Consider the following 18,563-nt stretch of genomic DNA (forward strand, 5'->3'; position numbering starts at 1 on the left):
CCGGCGGACAGGTTCCGCGCTTCGCCTGTCGTGTGCGTCACGCCTTCTTCGGCCGGGCCCGCACGTGCATCCGCTCCCCCTGCGGCCCGAACAGGCTGAGGAACTCCACGGGCCCCTCCCCCGTCGACCCGAACCAGTGCGGCACCCGCGTGTCGAACTCGGCGGCCTCCCCCGCCGTGAGCACCACGTCGTGCTCCCCCAGCACCAGGCGCAGCCGCCCGGACAGCACGTACAGCCACTCGTAGCCGTCGTGCGTGCGCGGGTCCGGTTCCAGCCTCCGCTGCGGCTCCAGCACCTTGTAGGCCTGGAGGCCGCCCGGCTGGCGGGTGAGGGGCCAGTGGGTGCGCCCGCCCCGCACGATCGGCTTGGACCGCACCCGGGGGTCACCGGCCGGCGGGGCCCCGACCAGTTCGTCCAGGGCCACCTGGTGGGCGCGCGCGATCGGCAGGAGCAGTTCGAGACTGGGTTTGCGCAGGCCGGACTCCAGCCGCGACAGGGTGCTGACGGAGATGCCGGTGGTCTCCGAGAGCGCCGCCAGGGTCACCTCCCGCTCCTTGCGCATCTGCCGGAGCCTCGGGCCGACGCCCGCGAGTACCTCGTCCGTGGTCATGTGCGTATTGCAGGTTCGGCAAAGGTGTTTGTCAATCCCGAGGGTCCGGAGCGACGCTCGGCGGCGGAGGTGGTCACCATGACCGAGAAGTACGCAGTGGTCGTCGTCGGCGGTGGCGCGGCCGGTCTGTCCGCGGCGCTGGTGCTGGGCCGGGCCCGGATCCGCACACTGGTCGTCGACGCGGGTGAGCCGCGCAACGCGCCCGCCGCGCACATGCAGGGCTATCTGTCGCGCGACGGCATGCCACCGGCCGAGTTCCTGGCCGCGGGCCGTGCGGAGATCACCCGCTACGGCGTCGAGCTGGTACGGGACCGGGTGGTGGAGGTGGGACGGGACGAGGACTTCACGGTGGTGGCGGCCGGCGGCCGGACCGTGCGCGCCCGCCGCCTCGTCGTCGCCACCGGGCTCAAGGACGAGCTGCCCGACGTGCCGGGGGTCGCCGAACGGTTCGGTCGGGACGTGCTGCACTGCCCCTTCTGCCACGGGTGGGAGGTGCGGGACCAGCCGTTCGGGGTGCTGGCGACCAGCCCGGCGAGCGTGCATCAGGCGCTGATGGTGTCCCAGTGGTCCAAGGACGTGCGGTTCTTCCTGCACCGGGTCGCCGAGGAGGAGCTGTCCGACGTCGACCTGCGCCGGCTGGCCGCCGCCGGGGTGGACGTGGTGCCGGGCGAGGTGGCGGGCCTGGTGGTCGAGGACGACCGGCTCGCCGGGGTCCGGCTGGCCGACGGCACGGTGCACGCCCGCTCGGTGCTGTTCGCCGCGCCCCGGCCGGTGCCGCAGACGGGCTTGCTGGAGCGGCTCGGCGCGGAGCTGCACGAGACGCCCTTCGGCGCGTACCCGGTGGTCGACGCGACCGGCCTGACGACCGTGCCGGGCGTGTGGGCGGCGGGCAACGCGATCGGCTTCGCCGAGCAGGTCGTCCACGCGGCGAGCGGCGGCTACCGGGCCGCGTCCGCGATCGTCGGGGACCTGCTGATGACGGACCTCGACGCGGCCGTGCAGCCGTAGGCGCCGCACGGGGAAACGGCGGAGGCGCCGGGCGAGCGAATCGGCGGAGGCGCCGGGCGGGCGAGCGCGTGAGTCCGACGCCGCCGCACCTCGCGTGCGGGCCGGCGGCGGCACCGCGCGCAACGACCGGCAGCGCCCGGGCCGCGGCGTGGGGACCGGCACGGCCGCGCCCCCGCATGGAGGCAGGCAGAGGCACCACACGGGCGAGCCGGCAGCGGCACCTCGCGGTGAGACCGGCAGGGGCGCGCCGCGCCCGCCGGAACCCCAGCCACGGCACACCGCCTCCAGGCCCCCGGCCACGGCACACCGGTGGGGGCCTGGCGGTGTGCCGTGGCCGGGAACGCGTCGCCCCCCGCCGAAGGCGCCGCCGCGAGGGCGTGGGACTGGCTCCGGCGGCCACCCCGGCCCCTTCACCGCACTTCACCGCACCGGCCCGGCCGTCCGGGTGTAGAGAGGACCCCGGCGGTGCACCATGACTGCATGCTTCTGCATCGGCTGGCCCGAGTGTCCCAGGAGGTCGCCGCCACCTCCGCGCGGTCGAGGAAGACGGCGCTGCTCGCGGAGCTCTTCCGGGACGCGGAGGCGGACGACGTGCCCGTCGTCATCCCCTACCTGGCCGGACGCCTGCCGCAGGGCCGCATCGGCGTCGGCTGGAAGGTGCTCGGGCGGCCGGTCGCTCCCGCCGCCGAGCCGAGTCTGACCGTGCGGGACGTCGACGCCCGGCTGTCCGAGCTCGCGAAGGTGTCCGGCCCCGGCTCCCAGGCGGAGCGCACCCGGCTGGTCGGGGAGCTGATGGGCGCGGCCACCGAGGACGAGCAGCGGTTCCTGCTGGGACTGCTCACCGGCGAGGTCCGGCAGGGCGCCCTGGACGCGGTGGCCGTGGAGGGCCTGGCCCAGGCGACGGGTGCGCCCTCCGCGGACGTCCGCCGGGCCGTGATGCTCGCGGGTTCGCTGCAGTCGGTCGCCGAGGCGCTGCTCTCGGACGGGCCCGCGTCCCTCGAACGGTTCCGGCTCACCGTCGGCCGCCCGGTGCTGCCCATGCTGGCGCACAGCGCCTCCTCGGTCGCCGAGGCCGTCGACAAGCTCGGCGCCTGCGCGGTGGAGGAGAAGCTGGACGGCATCCGGGTCCAGGTGCACCGGGACGGCGGCACGGTGCGGCTCTACACCCGCACGCTCGACGACATCACCGACCGGCTGCCCGAAGTGACGGCCGCCGTGCTGGAGTTGCGGGGTGAACGGTTCATCCTGGACGGCGAGGTGATCTCCTTCGGCGAGGACGGGCGCCCCCGTTCGTTCCAGGAGACGGCCGGCCGGGTCGGTTCGCGCACGGACGTGGCGACCGCAGCCCGTGCGGTGCCCGTCTCCCCCGTCTTCTTCGACGCGTTGTCCGTCGACGGCCGTGACCTGCTGGACCTGCCGTTCACCGAGCGCCACGCCGAGCTGGCCCGCCTGGTCCCCGAGCCGATGCGGGTGCGCCGCACGCTGGTCTCCGGCCCCGAGGACACGCCCGCGGCGGAGCGGTTACTGGCCGCGACCCTGCAGCGCGGCCACGAAGGAGTCGTCGCCAAGGCGCTGGACGCCCCCTACAGCGCCGGCCGGCGGGGTGCGTCCTGGCTGAAGGTCAAGCCCGTCCACACCCTCGACCTCGTCGTCCTGGCCGCCGAGTGGGGCCACGGCCGCCGCAGCGGCAAGCTCTCCAACCTCCACCTGGGCGCCCGCACGGCCGACGGGGGTCTCGCCATGCTCGGCAAGACGTTCAAGGGCATGACCGACGCGCTGCTCACCTGGCAGACCGAACGGCTGCAGCAGCTCGCCGTCGAGACGGACGGCTACGTGGTCAAGGTCCGCCCGGAACTCGTCGTCGAGATCGCCTACGACGGCCTGCAGCGCTCCACGCGCTACCCGGCCGGCGTCACCCTCCGCTTCGCCCGCGTGATCCGGTACCGCGAGGACAAGCGCCCCGAGGAGGCCGACACCGTCGAGACGCTCCTCGCGGCGCACCCGGAGGTGAGACCGTGAAGCGCAGCGCAGGCCTGCTGCTCTTCCGCCCGTCCGCGCTCGGCCGCGAGGTCCTGCTCGGCCACATGGGCGGTCCCTTCTACGCCCGGCGGGACGCCGGCGCCTGGACCATCCCCAAGGGCGAGTACGAGCCGGACGAGTCCCCCTGGGCCGCCGCCCGCCGGGAGTTCGAGGAGGAGCTGGGGCTGCCTCCGCCCGACGGTGAGGCCATCGCCCTGGGCGAGGTGCGGCAGGGCAACGGCAAGATCGTCACCGCCTGGGCGATCGAGGCCGACCTCGACCCGGACACCGTCGCGCCCGGCACGTTCCGGATGGAGTGGCCGCCGCGCTCGGGGCGGCTGCAGGAGTTCCCCGAGCTGGACCGGGTCGCGTGGTTCGGGGTCGAACAGGCCCGAGCGGTGATCGTCACGGCCCAGGCCGCGTTTCTCGACCGGCTGGCGGAGCACTCGCCCTGAGGAGACACTCCCGCGTTGCGGTCCCTTCCGTCGCGCGGGAAGGTCGAGACACAGCCCGCACCGAGGGAGGTCAGCCATGCCCATCGCGACGGTGAACCCGGCGAACGGCGAGACGCTCAAGACGTACGAGGCCATGGGCGAGGAGGAGATCGAGCGCCGGCTCCAGCTCGCGGAGGCCACGTTCCGCACCTACCGTACGACGACCTTCGAGGAGCGCGCGCGGCTGCTGCACCGGGCCGCCGACCTCCTCGAGGAGGACCAGCAGGACATCGCCCGGGTGATGACCACCGAGATGGGCAAGCCGATCCAGCAGGCACGGGCCGAGGCCGCCAAGTGCGCCAAGGCGATGCACTGGTACGCCGACCACGCCGAGGAACTGCTCGCCGACGAGCGGCCCTCCGACGCGGACGTCAAGGACTCGGGCGCCTCACGCGTCCTGGTGCGCTACCGGCCGGTCGGCCCGGTGCTCGCGGTCATGCCCTGGAACTTCCCGCTGTGGCAGGTGATCCGCTTCGCGGCGCCCGCGCTGATGGCGGGGAACGTGGGCCTGCTCAAGCACTCCTCGAACGTCCCGCAGACCGCCCTCTACATCGAGGACCTCTTCCACCGGGCGGGCTTCACGGAAGGTTGCTTCCAGACCCTGCTGATCGGCTCGGCGGCGATCGACGACATCCTGCGCGACGAACGCGTCAAGGCCGCCACCCTCACCGGCAGCGAGCCGGCCGGCCGCGCGGTCGCCTCCACCGCCGGGGAGATGATCAAGAAGACGGTGCTGGAGCTGGGCGGCAGCGACCCGTTCGTGGTCATGCCGTCCGCCGACATCGACAAGGCGGCGCAGGTCGCGGTGACGGCACGGGTGCAGAACACCGGGCAGTCCTGCATCGCCGCCAAGCGGTTCATCGTGCACACGGACGTCTACGACGCCTTCGCCGAACGGTTCACCGAGGGCATGCGGGCGCTGAAGGTCGGCGACCCCCTGTCCGAGGACACCGAGGTCGGGCCGCTCTCCAGCGAGCAGGGACTGCGCGATCTGGAGGAGCTGGTCGACGACGCGGTGCGCAGCGGGGCCCGGGTGCTGTGCGGTGGCGAACGCCCGGAGGGTCCGGGCTGGTACTACACGCCGACGATCCTCGCCGGCATCACCCGCGAGATGCGCATCCACCGAGAGGAGGCGTTCGGGCCGGTCGCCACGCTGTACCGGGCGGCGGACCTGGACGAGGCGGTGCTGATCGCGAACGACTCGCCGTTCGGCCTGAGTTCCAACGTGTGGACGCGCGACGAGGCCGACGTGGACCGTTTCGTCCGGGATCTGGAGGCCGGAGGCGTGTTCTTCAACGGGATGACGGCCTCGCACCCGGCGTTCCCGTTCGGCGGTGTGAAGAGGTCCGGGTACGGGCGTGAGCTGTCCGGGCACGGAATCCGCGAGTTCTGCAACATCACCACGGTTTGGCACGGTGCGTGAGTGATGCAGGGCTACGATCCCGTCTGTGAACCGCGAAGTGACTCTGCCTCTGATCGTCGACAACCGCGGGACCCTGCAGGTGGCTGCGGCGGATGTCAGCAAGCTGCTGCGCACGGTGGGGGGACGGTGGGTGCGGCTGGTGGAGGACGGGGAGTCCGGACTGGACGAGGACACGGTCGCGGCTCTGACCATCGAACTGGCGAAGCTCGCCGACCGTATCGACGTGGCCTGTATCGCGCACAGCAGCGGGACGGCGACGTAGAGGGTGCGCGTGCGGGCGGGTGACGGCTGGTCGCCCGACTCCCCGCCCGGCTAGGCAAGCGCGCTCAGGGTGCTCCAGAACATCGCCTCGTAGCGCTGCAGCAGACGGCCGTACCGGTGTGCGGTGTTCTCGTCCAGTCGCTCCGCGTCCAGGGCGGCCTGGACCGCCTCAACCGCCAGGCGGTCCAGGTCGGGGGACGGCTGGGCGAAGAAGTCGAAGAAGGCGCAGGCCTCGTCGGTGAAGCCGTAGCGCTCGCGCAGTGCTGCGGCGATCGTCGCGCAATAGCCGCCCCAGGCCGAGAAGTTGGCCGCCAGGGCCAGGACCGCTTCCGGCGGTGGGGCGCCCAGGGCCAGCCAGGCCACGTACGCCGGGTAGGCCTGACAGCCGGGGAGCGGCTCGTACGACGCCTCCCGCTCCTCGTCCACGCCGCACGCCCGGGCGAAGGCGGTCAGCCGCTCCGCCGCCAGGTCTTCGCCCCGGGCCAGTGTCGTGAAGAAGGCGGCGGCCCGCGGGTCGGTCGCCGCGGAGCGGTCCGCCAGGTGCTCGAAGGCGCGGCGGTCTGCGGGGATCACCCAGCTCTGCTCCAGGGCCAGGGCCGCGAGGACGGAGCGGGGAGCCGTGCCGTCGGCGATCCTGGGCACGAGGGGGTTGGAGCGCGGGTCGGGGGCGAGCCGTGCGGTGGTCGCCGACAGCAGGTCCTGGGCCGGGTGCGTCATCGCGTCCTCCGTCATCCGTCATCCAAGTGCCGCAACGAGCCTTGCACGTCCTCCCCGGTACGGAGTAGCCCGGCGCGAAGTCACCGTGCCCCCGGGTGATCGTGGGGTGAACCACCTTCTGGCCGGGGGGCGAGCCGCCTTCCGGAAGGCGAAAGCAGGCATGGTTCATGGCGACTTTGTGCAGACCCGCGGTGTCCGTCCCGGAGTACGTGATCACGATGGAGGAGACGCTGGAACTGGCGCGGCAGCGCCACGCGGACCACCCCCAACTGCCGCTCGCCCTCCGGCTCATCGAGAACACCGGGGTGCGCACGCGACGCATCGTGCAGCCCGTCGAGGAGACTCTGAGACACCCGGGTTTCGAGGAGCGCAACAAGCTCTACGAGGCACAGGCCAAGGCGCGGGTGCCCGCGGTGGTCCAGCGGGCCCTCGACGACGCCGAGCTGCTCACCACCGAGGTGGATCTGATCGTCTACGTGTCGTGCACGGGCTTCATGATGCCGTCGCTGACGGCCTGGCTGATCAACGAGATGGGTTTCGAGCCGACCACCCGTCAGCTGCCGATCGCCCAGCTGGGCTGTGCGGCCGGCGGCGCGGCGATCAACCGGGCCCACGACTTCTGCTCCGCCTACCCCGAGGCCAACGCGCTGATCGTGGCCTGCGAGTTCTGCTCGCTGTGCTACCAGCCCACCGACATGGGCGTCGGTTCCCTGCTGTCGAACGGGCTGTTCGGTGACGGCATCGCAGCCGCCGTGGTGCGCGGCCGGGGCGGCGAGGGCATCGCCCTGGAGCGCAACGGTTCGTTCCTGATCCCGAAGACCGAGGACTGGATCACGTACGACGTGCGCGCGACCGGTTTCCACTTCCTGCTGGACAAGCGGGTCCCGGGCACGATGGAGCCGCTCGCGCCGGTCATCACGGACCTGGCGGGCGACCACGGGTGGGACGCGTCCGACCTGGACTTCTACATCGTCCACGCGGGCGGCCCCCGGATCCTGGACGACCTGAGCACCTTCCTGCGCGTCGACCGGCACGCCTTCCGGTTCAGCCGGGCCACGCTCACCGAGTACGGCAACATCGCCAGCGCCGTCGTCCTGGACGCGCTGCGCCGGCTGTTCGACGAGGGCGGGCCGGGAAGCGGGGCGCGCGGACTGGTCGCCGGGTTCGGGCCCGGCATCACCGCCGAGATGGCGCTGGGCCACTGGCGGGACGGGGACCTGGCGGGATGACCGCGACGGAAGGGCTGCTCGTTCCGCCGGGGCAGGGCCGCATCGTCCAGGCGCCCGCCCAGCACGTGACCTTCAAGGTAACCGGCGCCCACTCCCGCGCGGCCTCCTCCTTCGAGGTGGTGGTGCCGCCGGGGTTCGACGTCGGCGCCCATGTGCACACCCGCAGCGAGGAGTTGTTCTACGTGCTGGAGGGCGAGCTGGACGTGCTCGCCTTCGAGCCGCGGATCCGCACCCCCGACCGCTGGCAGGGGTGGGAGTCCGCCGCCGGCAACCGGGTGGTGCGGGCGACCCCGGGCACGGTGATCGTCGTGCCCCCGGGGTGCCCGCACGCGTTCGCCAATCCGACGGACGCGCCCGCGAAGATGTTCTTCCAGGCGAGCCCGCCGCCGGACCACGAGCGGTACTTCGAGGAGCTGCTGGAGATCCTCGGCGCCGGGGGCCCGCCGGACCACACGGCGATCGAGGAGCTCCGGGCGCGGTACGACATCGAGCAGCTGACGCCGCTCAGGCACCGTTAGCGGGCGTCAGCGGATGGGCACACCGGCGAGGGTGCGGGCGATGACCAGGCGCTGGATCTCGCTCGTGCCTTCGAAGATCGTGTAGATGGCGCTGTCGCGGTGCATGCGCTCCACCGGGTACTCGCGGGTGTAGCCGTTGCCGCCGAGGATCTGGATGGCCTGGGCGGTGACCTTCTTGGCGGTCTCGCTGGCGAAGAGCTTGGACATCGAGCCCTCGGCCGCAGTGAACGGCTTGCCGTTGACCGCCATCCAGGAGGCGCGCCACACCAGCAGCCGCGCCGCGTCGATCGAGGTGCGCATGTCCGCGAGCTGGAACGCCACGCCCTGGTTGTCGATGATGGGCCGGCCGAACTGCTCGCGGTTCGTGGCGTAGTCGAGGGCGACCTCGTAGGCGGCGCGGGCGGTGCCGACCGCCATGGCACCGACGGCCGGGCGCGAGGCCTCGAAGGTGGCCATGGCCGCGTTCTTCACGCGCTCCCCGCCCTGCCTGGCCTTCTCCCGGGCGCGGGCGAGCCGCTCGTCCAGCTTCTCCTTGCCGCCGAGGAGGCAGGAACCGGGCACGCGCACGTTGTCGAGGACGACCTCGGCGGTGTGCGAGGCACGGATGCCGTGCTTCTTGAACTTCTGCCCCTGGGAGAGTCCCTCGGTGCCCGGCGGGACGATGAAGGAGGCGTGGCCCTTGGAGCCGAGCTCGGGGTCGACGACCGCGACGACGACGTGGACGTTGGCGATGCCGCCGTTGGTGGCCCAGGTCTTGGTGCCGTTGAGCACCCATTCGTCCTTGGCCTCGTCGTAGACGGCCCGGGTGCGCATGGAGGCGACGTCGGATCCGGCGTCGGGCTCGGAGGAGCAGAAGGCGGCGACCTTCACGTCGTCGGCGTCGCCGTACATCTGCGGGATCCAGGTGCCGATCTGCTCCTCGGTGCCGTTGGCGAGGACGCCGACGGCGGCGAGGCCGGTGCCGACGATGGACAGGGCGATGCCCGCGTCGCCCCAGAAGAGCTCCTCCATCGCCATGGGGATGCCGAGGCCGGTGGGGTCGAAGTACTGCTGGGCGTAGAAGTCCAGGGAGTAGATGCCGACCTTGGCGGCCTCTTGGATGACCGGCCAGGGAGTCTCCTCACGCTCGTCCCATTCGGCGGCCGCGGGCCGGATCACGTCGGCGGCGAAGCCGTGGATCCAGTCACGGACCTCCTTCTGTTCGTCGTTGAGCTCCATGGTGAACTCGGCCATGTCGTCCCCTCCAGCGGCGCACATGCATGTTACTTGCGGTAACCGCAGTCTGTTACCGACGGGTAGTCCACGTCAACTCCCACCGGCCCGGTCGGGCCCTTCCCGTGTCCGGATCACGCCCGAGTGCTAGTTTGCGCAAGCGTCATCGAAATACCACGGGTGGGGAGAGCACATGGACACCACACAGCGGACCGACCAGCAACGGTCCGCCGACCGCCGGCGGCGCCAGCTGCTCGAGGCCGCCGACCGAGTGGTGCTGCGCGACGGCCCCCAGGCCTCGATGAACGCGATCGCGGCGGAGGCCGGGATCACCAAGCCGATCCTCTACCGCCACTTCGGCGACAAGGGCGGACTTTACGCCGCCCTTGCCAAACGGCACACCGACGCGCTGCTGGACTCCCTGCGGGCGGCGCTGGACGCCCCGGCGGACCGGCGCGAGCGCGTCGAGGCGACGCTCGACACCTACCTCGCCGCGATCGAGGCGCGTCCCCAGGTGTACCGGTTCCTGATGCACCCCGCCGAGGGCGGCCAGCCGGGCGATCCCGGGTTCGATGTCGGCAAGCACAGCGCGCCGTTGCTGCGGCGGATGGGCGAGGAGCTGGCCCAGGTCATCGAGGAGCGGCTGGACCTCGGGCCGGGCGGCCAGCAGCTCGCGCGGGTGTGGGGCCACGGGATCGTCGGCATGATGCACGCGGCCGGTGACTGGTGGCTGGGGGAACGGCCCTGCTCGCGGTCCGAGTTGGTGCGCAGCCTGGCGGACCTGTTGTGGGGGCGGCTTGCGACCGTGGGCGACCGGCTGGGGGGCCCGGGGTTCTGACCACGGCCCTCAGGCGTTCCAGGAGGCCCGGGCGACCTGCCGCATCAGCCTGCGGTGGCGCCGGCCCGTGAGGCGGTCCGCGTAGACGCGGCCGTCCAGGTGGTCGCACTCGTGCTGCAGGCAGCGGGCGAAGAAGCCCGTGCCGTGGACCGTGACGGGCTCGCCGGTCACGGTGAAGCCCTCCACCACGGCGTGGTCGTGGCGTTCGGTGCCCGCTTCCAGGCCCGGCAGGGACAGACAGCCTTCCGGGCCGCGGATCACCACCCCGTCGGCGACCACCAGGCGCGGGTTCACGACGTGCCCCAGGTGGCGGACGTCCTCGTCGTCCGGGCAGTCGTACACGAAGACCCGCAGCGGCTCGCCGACCTGGTTGGCGGCGAGTCCGACGCCCCGCGCGGCGTACATCGTCGCGAACAAGTCCTCCACGAGCCGGGCCAGTTCGGGGCCGAAGTCGGTGACCTCCGCGCAGGGCGTGTGCAGGACGGGATCGCCGTGCAGCGTAAGGGGTCTCACGCGGCCGCGGGCGCCGGGGATGGGGCTGTGTCGCATGGCGGCAAGAGTAAGGTCCTGTCGGTCCGCGCCTTCCACACGAGTTCGCCACAGTGCCACGGTTCGGGAGTGCGAATGGATCTCGATAGGCTGAGGTCCACACCACGTGGCCGTCAGGCTTCAGGGCGCGGCGCGTACGCAAGGAGGATCGAGAACTGATGGCAGGCAACTCGGACCCGCTCTCGCCGCGGGCCAAGCTGGCCGTGACCGCGGGCAAGGCGGTCGCGGCGGCGTCCCGCGCCGCGGGACGCGGCAGCGGATCGGTGATCGGCGGCCGGGTGGCACTCAAGCTCGACCCCGACCTGCTGGCCCGGCTCGCGCAGAACCTGGACGTGACGCTGGTCTCGGCGACCAACGGCAAGACCACCACCACCCGGCTCATCGCCGAGGCCCTGCGCGCGGCGGGCCCCGTCGTGTCGAACGCGCTCGGCGCCAACATGCCGGCCGGCATCACCTCGGCGCTCGCCGGCGGCTCCGAGGCCCGGTACGGCGTCATCGAGGTCGACGAGAAGTACCTCGCCGGGGTCGCCCGGGACACCGCGCCGAAGTGCATCGCGCTGCTCAACCTCTCCCGCGACCAGCTCGACCGGGCCGCCGAGACGCGCATGCTCGCCGAGAACTGGCGCGAAGGGCTCGCGGGCTCCAAGGCCGTGATCGTGGCCAACTGCGACGACCCGCTGGTCGTGTGGGCCGCCTCCTCCTCCCCCAACGTCGTCTGGGTCGCCGCGGGCCAGATGTGGAAGGACGACGCCTGGTCCTGCCCGTCCTGCGGCGGTGTGATGCAGCGCCCGGGCGACGACTGGTTCTGCGGCGAGTGCGGCTTCCGCCGCCCGACGCCGAGCTGGGCGCTCTCCGGCGACCACGTCCTCGACCCGCACGGCTCGGCCTGGCCGATCCACCTGCAGCTGCCCGGCCGTGCCAACAAGGCCAACGCGGCCTCCTCGGCCGCCGTCGCCGCCGTGTTCGGCGTGCCGCCGCAGGTCGCGCTGGAGCGCATGTACCAGGTGCAGGCGGTCGCCGGACGGTACGACGTCGTCCAGTTCCAGGGCCGGGACCTCAGGCTCCTGCTCGCCAAGAACCCGGCCGGCTGGCTGGAGACGTTCTCCCTGATCGACCCGCCGCCCACGCCGGTCATCCTGTCCGTGAACGCGCGCGGCGCCGACGGCACGGACACCTCCTGGCTGTGGGACGTCGACTACACGCGCCTGTCGGGCCACCCGATCTGCGTGATCGGCGACCGGCGGCTGGACCTGGCGGTGCGCCTGGAGGTCGCCGACCAGAACTTCCAGGTCTTCGACACCCTCGACCAGGCCGTGGCCGCCTGCCCGCCGGGCCGGATCGAGGTCATCGCCAACTACACGGCGTTCCAGGACCTGCGCCGCCGCGTCGGCAACTGAGCACGAGACGTCAGGGGACTTTTGTGAGCGACAACCAACTGCGGGTCGTCTGGATCTATCCCGACCTGCTCAGCACCTACGGCGACCAGGGCAACGTCCTCGTCGTGGAGCGCCGTGCCCGGCAGCGCGGCCTGGACGTGGCCCGGCTCGACGTGCGCAGCGACCAGCCGATCCCGACCTCCGGCGACATCTACCTGATCGGCGGCGGCGAGGACCGGCCGCAGCGGCTCGCCGCCGAGCGGCTGCGCCGGGACGGCGGACTGACCCGGGCGGTGGAGAACGGCGCCATCGTGTTCTCGGTGTGCGCCGGCTACCAGATCCTCGGCCACGAGTTCATCAACGACCTCGGCCAGCGGGAGCCCGGCCTGGGGCTGCTGGACGTGGTCTCGGTGCGCGGCGAGGGCGCGCGGTGCGTCGGTGACGTGCTGGGCGACGTCGACGAGCGCCTGGGACTGCCGCCGCTGACGGGCTTCGAGAACCACCAGGGCGTCACCCACCTGGGCCCGACCGCCCGCCCGCTCGCCCGGGTGCGGTTCGGCAACGGCAACGGCACGGGCGACGGCACCGAGGGCGCCTTCAACGACACCGTCTTCGGGACGTACATGCACGGCCCGGTGCTGGCGCGCAACCCGCTGATCGCGGACCTGCTGCTGAAGCTGGCCCTCGACGTCAACGCGCTGCCGCCGACCGACGACCGCTGGTACGAGGCCCTGCGCAACGAGCGCATCGCGGCTGCTCAGCAGCCCGCCTGAGCGCAGCGCCGCAGCTCGTCCGAGGCACGCGTCAACCTCCGGGTCAACAGCCCGTCTGACGGCACATCCGCACAGGTGAGCGGGGTCGTCCAGCAGGCGGACGCGTGCTTCGGTCATGGCCCCCGGTGCCGCTAGGGTGGCGGGGATTCCCGCCGGACGACGTGGTCCGGTCCCCGGCCCACGTTGAGAAGGTATTCGGGCTATGCGCATTGGTGTCCTCACGTCCGGCGGCGACTGCCCCGGCCTGAACGCCGTCATCCGGTCCGTCGTGCACCGCGCCGTCGTCGACCACGGCGACGAGGTCATCGGCTTCCGGGACGGCTGGAAGGGCCTCCTGGAGTGCGACTACCTCAAGCTCGACCTCGACGCGGTGGGCGGCATCCTCGCCCGCGGCGGCACCATCCTCGGCTCCTCCCGGGTCCAGCCGTCCCACCTGCGGGACGGCGTCGAGCGGGCCAGGGGACACGTCGAGGAGCTCGGTCTCGACGCGATCATCCCCATCGGCGGTGAGGGCACGCTGAAGGCCGCCCGGCTGATGTCGGACAGCGGGCTTCCCGTGGTGGGCGTACCGAAGACCATCGACAACGACATCGCCGTCACGGACGTCACCTTCGGCTTCGACACGGCCGTGGGCGTGGCGACCGAGGCGCTCGACCGGCTGAAGACGACCGCCGAGTCCCACCAGCGGGTGCTGGTCGTGGAGGTCATGGGCCGGCACACCGGCTGGATCGCGCTGCACTCCGGCATGGCGGCCGGCGCGCACGCGATCGTCGTCCCCGAGCGGCCCTTCGACATGGACGAGCTGGCCCGGCGCGTCGGCGAGCGGTTCGAGGCGGGCAAGCGCTTCGCGATCGTCGTGGCGGCCGAGGGCGCCAAGCCGCGGCCCGGAACCATGGACTTCGACGAGGGCGGCAAGGACATCTACGGGCACGAGCGCTTCGCCGGCATCGCCCGGCAGCTGTCGATCGAGCTGGAGGACCGGCTGGGCAAGGAGGCCCGGCCGGTCATCCTCGGGCACGTGCAGCGCGGCGGGACGCCGACGGCGTACGACCGGGTGCTCGCCACGCGGTTCGGCTGGCACGCGGTGGAGGCCGTGCACCGGGGCGAGTTCGGGCACATGACCGCGCTGCGCGGGACCGACATAGTGATGGTGCCGCTGGCGGAGGCCGTCGAGACGCTGAAGACCGTGCCGGAGGATCGGTACGACGAGGCGGAGTGCGTTCTCTGAGCCTGAGCTGATCTGCCGAGTGCGGGTCGCGGGTGGTCGCTCGCGCAGTTCCCCGCACCCCTGAGGCGTCGCACCGCCCCCGGTCACCGTGGTGACCGGGGGCGGCTCTACTCTTGTGGGCGGACAACTTGTTGCACACCCCCACGAAACAGGAGCCGGCGGAATGGATCACAGCGGGCACGGCATGACCATGGATCTGCCGCCGTTCACGCTGGGGCGAGGGCTGGAGTGGTCGGCGGACCCGTTCTTCCTCGTCGCCTGCCTGGCCGGTCTGGCGCTGTACGGGTGGGGTGTCGTCCGGCTGGTCCGGCGCGGGGACAAGTGGCCTGTGGGCCGGACCGTCGCCTACACGCTGGGCGTGCTGAGCATCATGCTCATGATGTGCACGCAGCTCAACGACTACGGCATGGTCATGTTCAGCGTGCACATGGTGCAGCACATGGTGATCAGCATGGTCTCGCCGATCCTCATCCTGCTCGGGGCGCCGATCACTCTCGCGCTGCGGGCGCTGCCCACGGCCGGGCGGGGGCGCAAGGGGCCGCGTGAGCTGCTGCTGATGTTCCTGCACAGCCGGTACATGCGGATCGTCACCCACCCCGCGTTCACGATCCCGCTGTTCATCGCGAGCCTGTACGGGCTGTACTTCACGCCGCTCTTCGACACGCTGATGGGGTCCAGGGCGGGGCACGTCGCGATGATGGTGCACTTCCTCGCCGTGGGCCTGGTGTTCTTCTGGCCGATCATGGGCGTGGACCCGGGCCCCCACCGGCCCGGCTACCTGATGCGGATGCTGGAGCTGTTCGCGGGCATGCCGTTCCACGCGTTCTTCGGCATCGCCCTGATGATGGCGACCGAGCCGATGGTCGAGTCGTTCAAGAACCCGCCCGCCTCCCTCGGCGTCGAGGCGCTGTCCGACCAGAACGCGGCGGGCGGCATCGCCTGGGCGTTCAGCGAGATCCCGTCGGTGCTGGTGCTGATCGCCCTGCTGTTCCAGTGGTACGCCTCCGAGCAGCGTCAGGCGCGGCGCACGGACCGGGCCGCCGAGCGCGACGGCGACAAGGAGCTGGAGGCGTACAACGCCTATCTCGCCTCACTGAACGCGCAGGGGCGCTGAAGGCGGCTCGTGCAAGGCCCGTGCGCGCCGGGCGTCCGGCAGGCACCATGGAGGGACCGGACCACGAGGAGGGTGTCACGATGCCCGGTTCCACGAACGGTTCCCATTCGACGAAGACCATGGGCGTGCTCACCGTCGGCGGCCTCGTCGTCGTGACGGCCTACACGGTGGCGCTCGGGAGCAACGGCTGGCTGTGGTTCGGCTGGGTCGTCCTGGGCCTGATCACCCTCGGCATGGTGGTCACCACGCGCAGCACCTGACGGCTCACTCCTCGGTCAGCCGGCCCGCCGAGTGGACGCCCGGCTGGTACTTGGGCAGCCGGACGGTGATCTTCATGCCCGCTCCCCGCGCGGTCTCGATGACGAGGCCGTGGGCGTCGCCGTAGACCTGGCGGAGCCGGTCGTCGACGTTGGACAGGCCGATGCCGCCGGAAGGGCTGGCCTCGCGGGCGAGGATGCGGCGCAGCAGCTCGGGGTCCATGCCGGCGCCGTCGTCCTCGATGACGACCAGCGCCTCGGCGCCCGCGTCCTGGGCGGTGATCTGGATGTGGCACTTGCCCGTGGGGACGGCCTTGCCCTCCAGGCCGTGCTTGACGGCGTTCTCCACGAGCGGCTGCAGGCACAGGAAGGGCAGGGCGACGGGCAGCACCTCGGGGGCTATCTGCAGGGTGACGGAGAGGCGCTCGCCGAAGCGCGCCCTGACCAGTGCCAGGTAGTGGTCGATGGCGTGCAGCTCGTCGGCGAGGGTGGTGAAGTCGCCGTGCCGGCGGAACGAGTAGCGGGTGAAGTCGGCGAACTCCAGGAGCAGCTCGCGGGCGCGCTCGGGGTCGGTGCGCACGAACGAGGCGATCACCGCGAGCGAGTTGAAGATGAAGTGCGGCGAGATCTGGGCCCGCAGCGCCTTGATCTCGGCCTCGATGAGGCGGGTGCGGGAACGGTCGAGGTCCGCCAGCTCCAGCTGCACGGAGACCCAGCGGGCGACCTCGCCGGCGGCCCGGACCAGCACGGCGGACTCGCGGGGGGCGCAGGCGACCAGGGCGCCGTGCACGCGGTCGTCGACGGTGAGGGGGGCGACGACCGCCCAGCGCACCGAGCAGTCCAGGTTGTCGCAGGTCAGCCGGAACGCCTCGCCGCGGCCGGTGTCCAGCGGCCCGCCGAGGCGTTCCATGATCTCGCCGCGGTGGTGGGCGCCGTCGCCGTCCCAGACCAGGACCTGTGCCCGGTCGGTGAGGCACAGGGCGTCCGTGCCGAGCAGGGAGCGCAGTTTGCGGGCGGACCTGCGGGCGGTCTCCTCGGTCAGGCCGGCCCGCAGCGGCGGCGCGGCCAGGGAGGCGGTGTGCAGGGTCTCGAAGGTGGCGTGCTCGACGGGCGTGCCGAGTCCGGCGAGGCTGCCGGCCCGGGCGGTGCGCCGGCCGATCCAGACACCCAGGGCCAGGACCGGCAGCACGGCGACGCACAGACCCGCCAGGAAGTCGCTCACGACGTCACCTCGCTGCGCAGTTCTTCGGGCAGGTGGAACCGGGCCAGGACCGCGTTCGTGCCCGGCGGCACCCGGCCGGGGGTGGCCAGGGAGACCGCGATCATGGTGAGGAAGCCGAGCGGCACGGACCACAGGGCGGGCCAGGCGAGCAGGGCGTGCAGGGCGCCCGGGCCCGGGTAGCCCGTCATGGTCGCGGCGACGGCGAGGAGGGCGGAGCCGCCCCCGACCAGCATCCCGGCGGCCGCGCCGGGCGGGGTGAGCCGCCGCCACCAGATGCCGAGGACGAGCAGCGGGCAGAACGAGGACGCCGACACCGCGAAGGCCAGCCCCACGGCGTCGGCGACCGGGAGCCCGCCGACCAGGACGCTCGCCGCGAGGGGCACCGCCATGGCCAGCACCGTCCCCAGACGGAAGTGCCGTACGCCCCGGGACGGCAGCACGTCCTGGGTGAGGACACCGGCGACCGCCATGGTCAGCCCCGAGGCGGTGGAGAGGAACGCGGCGAAGGCGCCCCCGGCGACCAGCGCGCCCAGCAGGTCGCCGCCCACTCCTCCGATCATGCGGTCGGGCAGCAGCAGGACCGCCGCGTCGGGGTCCGAGGTGAGGGTGAGTTCGGGTGCGTAGAGGCGGCCGAGGGCGCCGTAGACGGGGGGCAGGAGGTAGAAGGCACCGATCAGGGCGAGGACGGCGACGGTGGTGCGGCGGGCGGCGACGCCGTGCGGGCTCGTGTAGAAGCGGACCACGACGTGCGGCAGGCCCATGGTGCCGAGGAACGTGGCGAGGATCAGGCCGTAGGTGGCGTACAGGGGGCGTTCCTCCCGGCTTTCGGCCTGGGACGGTGACAGGTCGCCGCCGCCGCCACGTTCGGCCTCGGGGACGGCGGCGCCCGCGGGGAACTCCAGGCGCGTGCCGCCGTCGATGCGGTGGGTGCCGGCGGTCAGGTCGACACGGCCGGCGGCGTGGGTGCGGCCGTCGACGGTGCCGGTGACCGTGACGGTCAGCGGGCGGTCCAGCTTCAGGTCGATGTCGTCCTCGACACGGACGACGCGCTGCTCGCGGAAGGTGGCCGGTTCGTCGAAGGCATGGCGCGGGGCGCCGTCGCCCTGCCAGGCCAGCACCAGGAACAGGGCGGGGACCAGCAGGGCGGTGAGCTTGAGCCAGTACTGGAAGGCCTGGACGAAGGTGATGCTGCGCATGCCGCCCGCGGCGACGGTGGCGGTGACGACGAGGGCGACGGTGACCCCGCCCAGCCAGTCGGGTGCCCCCGTGAGCACGGTCAGCGTGAGCCCCGCTCCCTGCAGCTGGGGCAGCAGGTACAGCCAGCCGACACCGACGACGAAGGCTCCGGCGAGCCGCCGCACGGCCTGGGAGGCGAGGCGGGCCTCGGCGAAGTCGGGCAGCGTGTAGGCGCCGGAGCGGCGCAGCGGCGCGGCGACGAACAGCAGCAGGACGAGGTACCCGGCGGTGTAGCCGACCGGGTACCAGAGCATGTCGGGGCCCTGGACCAGGACGAGCCCGGCGATGCCGAGGAAGGAGGCGGCGGACAGGTACTCGCCGCTGATCGCGGCCGCGTTCAGCCGCGGGCCGACCGTGCGGGAGGCGACGTAGAAGTCGGAGGTGGTGCGGGAGATGCGCAGGCCGAAGGCGCCGACCAGGACGGTCGAGACGACGACCAGGGCGACGGCGGGGACGGCGTAGCCGGAGTTCATCGGGTG

The 18,563-nt window shown here is 72.5% G+C and carries 19 protein-coding genes; 13 read left to right on the forward strand and 6 right to left on the reverse strand.

Features of this window, described 5'->3' with window-relative positions; translation table 11 throughout:
- Window positions 1–37: 37 nt before the first annotated feature.
- Window positions 38–610 (reverse strand): helix-turn-helix domain-containing protein, encoded by a 573-nt coding sequence (locus ACZ4M5_RS13835; RefSeq protein ID WP_467736254.1) that lies wholly within the window; start codon window positions 608–610, stop codon window positions 38–40.
- A 78-nt stretch (window positions 611–688) separates the two neighbouring features.
- Here ACZ4M5_RS13835 and ACZ4M5_RS13840 point away from each other — a divergent pair, with 78 nt between their 5' ends.
- The 5 genes from ACZ4M5_RS13840 to ACZ4M5_RS13860 all read left to right on the forward strand — a co-directional run bounded on the left by ACZ4M5_RS13840 (window position 689) and on the right by ACZ4M5_RS13860 (window position 5,816).
- A complete protein-coding gene (locus ACZ4M5_RS13840; protein WP_467736256.1) occupies window positions 689–1,618 on the forward strand; it encodes an NAD(P)/FAD-dependent oxidoreductase in 930 nt (309 codons plus the stop codon).
- A 480-nt stretch (window positions 1,619–2,098) separates the two neighbouring features.
- On the forward strand, window positions 2,099–3,637 hold the full coding sequence (locus tag ACZ4M5_RS13845; protein WP_467736258.1) for an ATP-dependent DNA ligase: 1,539 nt from the start codon (window positions 2,099–2,101) through the stop codon (window positions 3,635–3,637).
- Entirely contained in the window at window positions 3,634–4,092 is a 459-nt protein-coding gene (locus ACZ4M5_RS13850; protein ID WP_467736260.1) for an NUDIX hydrolase, read from the forward strand. Before ACZ4M5_RS13845 ends, ACZ4M5_RS13850 begins: the two co-directional genes overlap by 4 nt.
- A 76-nt stretch (window positions 4,093–4,168) precedes the next feature.
- Window positions 4,169–5,554, forward strand: a complete 1,386-nt coding sequence (locus ACZ4M5_RS13855; protein ID WP_467736262.1) for an NADP-dependent succinic semialdehyde dehydrogenase — start codon at window positions 4,169–4,171, stop codon at window positions 5,552–5,554.
- Between the two features lie 25 nt (window positions 5,555–5,579).
- Window positions 5,580–5,816 (forward strand): DUF6213 family protein, encoded by a 237-nt coding sequence (locus tag ACZ4M5_RS13860; RefSeq protein WP_333929907.1) that lies wholly within the window; start codon window positions 5,580–5,582, stop codon window positions 5,814–5,816.
- Between the two features lie 50 nt (window positions 5,817–5,866).
- On the opposite strand, the gene ACZ4M5_RS13865 is transcribed toward ACZ4M5_RS13860, so the two are convergent.
- Entirely contained in the window at window positions 5,867–6,532 is a 666-nt protein-coding gene (locus ACZ4M5_RS13865; RefSeq protein ID WP_467736265.1) for a thiaminase II/PqqC family protein, read from the reverse strand.
- Window positions 6,533–6,699: 167 nt separating this feature from the next.
- On the opposite strand from ACZ4M5_RS13865, the gene ACZ4M5_RS13870 reads away from it, so the two are divergent.
- The gene (locus ACZ4M5_RS13870; protein WP_467736267.1) at window positions 6,700–7,761 is read left to right on the forward strand and encodes a type III polyketide synthase; all 1,062 of its coding nucleotides are present in this window, start codon (window positions 6,700–6,702) and stop codon (window positions 7,759–7,761) included.
- Entirely contained in the window at window positions 7,758–8,279 is a 522-nt protein-coding gene (locus tag ACZ4M5_RS13875) for a cupin domain-containing protein (protein WP_467736269.1), read from the forward strand. Before ACZ4M5_RS13870 ends, ACZ4M5_RS13875 begins: the two co-directional genes overlap by 4 nt.
- A gap of 6 nt (window positions 8,280–8,285) precedes the next feature.
- Here the strand turns inward: ACZ4M5_RS13875 and ACZ4M5_RS13880 are convergent, their stop codons facing one another.
- Window positions 8,286–9,512 (reverse strand): acyl-CoA dehydrogenase family protein, encoded by a 1,227-nt coding sequence (locus tag ACZ4M5_RS13880; protein WP_467736271.1) that lies wholly within the window; start codon window positions 9,510–9,512, stop codon window positions 8,286–8,288.
- A gap of 172 nt (window positions 9,513–9,684) precedes the next feature.
- Here ACZ4M5_RS13880 and ACZ4M5_RS13885 point away from each other — a divergent pair, with 172 nt between their 5' ends.
- Window positions 9,685–10,329 carry a TetR/AcrR family transcriptional regulator gene (locus ACZ4M5_RS13885; protein WP_467736273.1) on the forward strand — a complete coding sequence of 215 codons (645 nt, stop codon included), beginning with the start codon at window positions 9,685–9,687 and terminating at the stop codon, window positions 10,327–10,329.
- 9 nt (window positions 10,330–10,338) lie between these two features.
- Here the strand turns inward: ACZ4M5_RS13885 and def are convergent, their stop codons facing one another.
- Window positions 10,339–10,878: a peptide deformylase gene (gene def / locus ACZ4M5_RS13890; RefSeq protein WP_467736275.1), complete on the reverse strand. Its 540-nt coding sequence runs from the start codon at window positions 10,876–10,878 to the stop codon at window positions 10,339–10,341.
- A 158-nt stretch (window positions 10,879–11,036) separates the two neighbouring features.
- Between def and ACZ4M5_RS13895 the strand changes: the two genes are divergently transcribed.
- The 5 genes from ACZ4M5_RS13895 (at window position 11,037) to ACZ4M5_RS13915 (ending at window position 15,629) form a co-directional block, all read left to right on the forward strand.
- Window positions 11,037–12,275, forward strand: coding sequence for a DUF1727 domain-containing protein (locus tag ACZ4M5_RS13895; RefSeq protein ID WP_467736277.1), 1,239 nt, complete (start codon window positions 11,037–11,039; stop codon window positions 12,273–12,275).
- A 23-nt stretch (window positions 12,276–12,298) separates the two neighbouring features.
- The gene (locus tag ACZ4M5_RS13900; RefSeq protein ID WP_333929899.1) at window positions 12,299–13,027 is read left to right on the forward strand and encodes a type 1 glutamine amidotransferase; all 729 of its coding nucleotides are present in this window, start codon (window positions 12,299–12,301) and stop codon (window positions 13,025–13,027) included.
- Window positions 13,028–13,229: 202 nt separating this feature from the next.
- Entirely contained in the window at window positions 13,230–14,255 is a 1,026-nt protein-coding gene (locus ACZ4M5_RS13905; RefSeq protein WP_467736280.1) for a 6-phosphofructokinase, read from the forward strand.
- A 163-nt stretch (window positions 14,256–14,418) separates the two neighbouring features.
- A complete protein-coding gene (locus ACZ4M5_RS13910) occupies window positions 14,419–15,369 on the forward strand; it encodes a cytochrome c oxidase assembly protein (RefSeq protein ID WP_467736282.1) in 951 nt (316 codons plus the stop codon).
- Window positions 15,370–15,449: 80 nt separating this feature from the next.
- Window positions 15,450–15,629, forward strand: coding sequence for a hypothetical protein (locus ACZ4M5_RS13915; RefSeq protein ID WP_398108570.1), 180 nt, complete (start codon window positions 15,450–15,452; stop codon window positions 15,627–15,629).
- A gap of 4 nt (window positions 15,630–15,633) precedes the next feature.
- Here ACZ4M5_RS13915 and ACZ4M5_RS13920 read toward each other — a convergent pair whose 3' ends face one another.
- A complete protein-coding gene (locus tag ACZ4M5_RS13920) occupies window positions 15,634–16,848 on the reverse strand; it encodes a sensor histidine kinase (RefSeq protein ID WP_467736284.1) in 1,215 nt (404 codons plus the stop codon).
- Window positions 16,845–18,557 (reverse strand): sodium/solute symporter, encoded by a 1,713-nt coding sequence (locus ACZ4M5_RS13925; RefSeq protein ID WP_467736286.1) that lies wholly within the window; start codon window positions 18,555–18,557, stop codon window positions 16,845–16,847. Before ACZ4M5_RS13925 ends, ACZ4M5_RS13920 begins: the two co-directional genes overlap by 4 nt.
- Window positions 18,558–18,563: the final 6 nt, after the last annotated feature.

This window comes from Streptomyces sp. NPDC026246 (genome assembly GCF_055567995.1).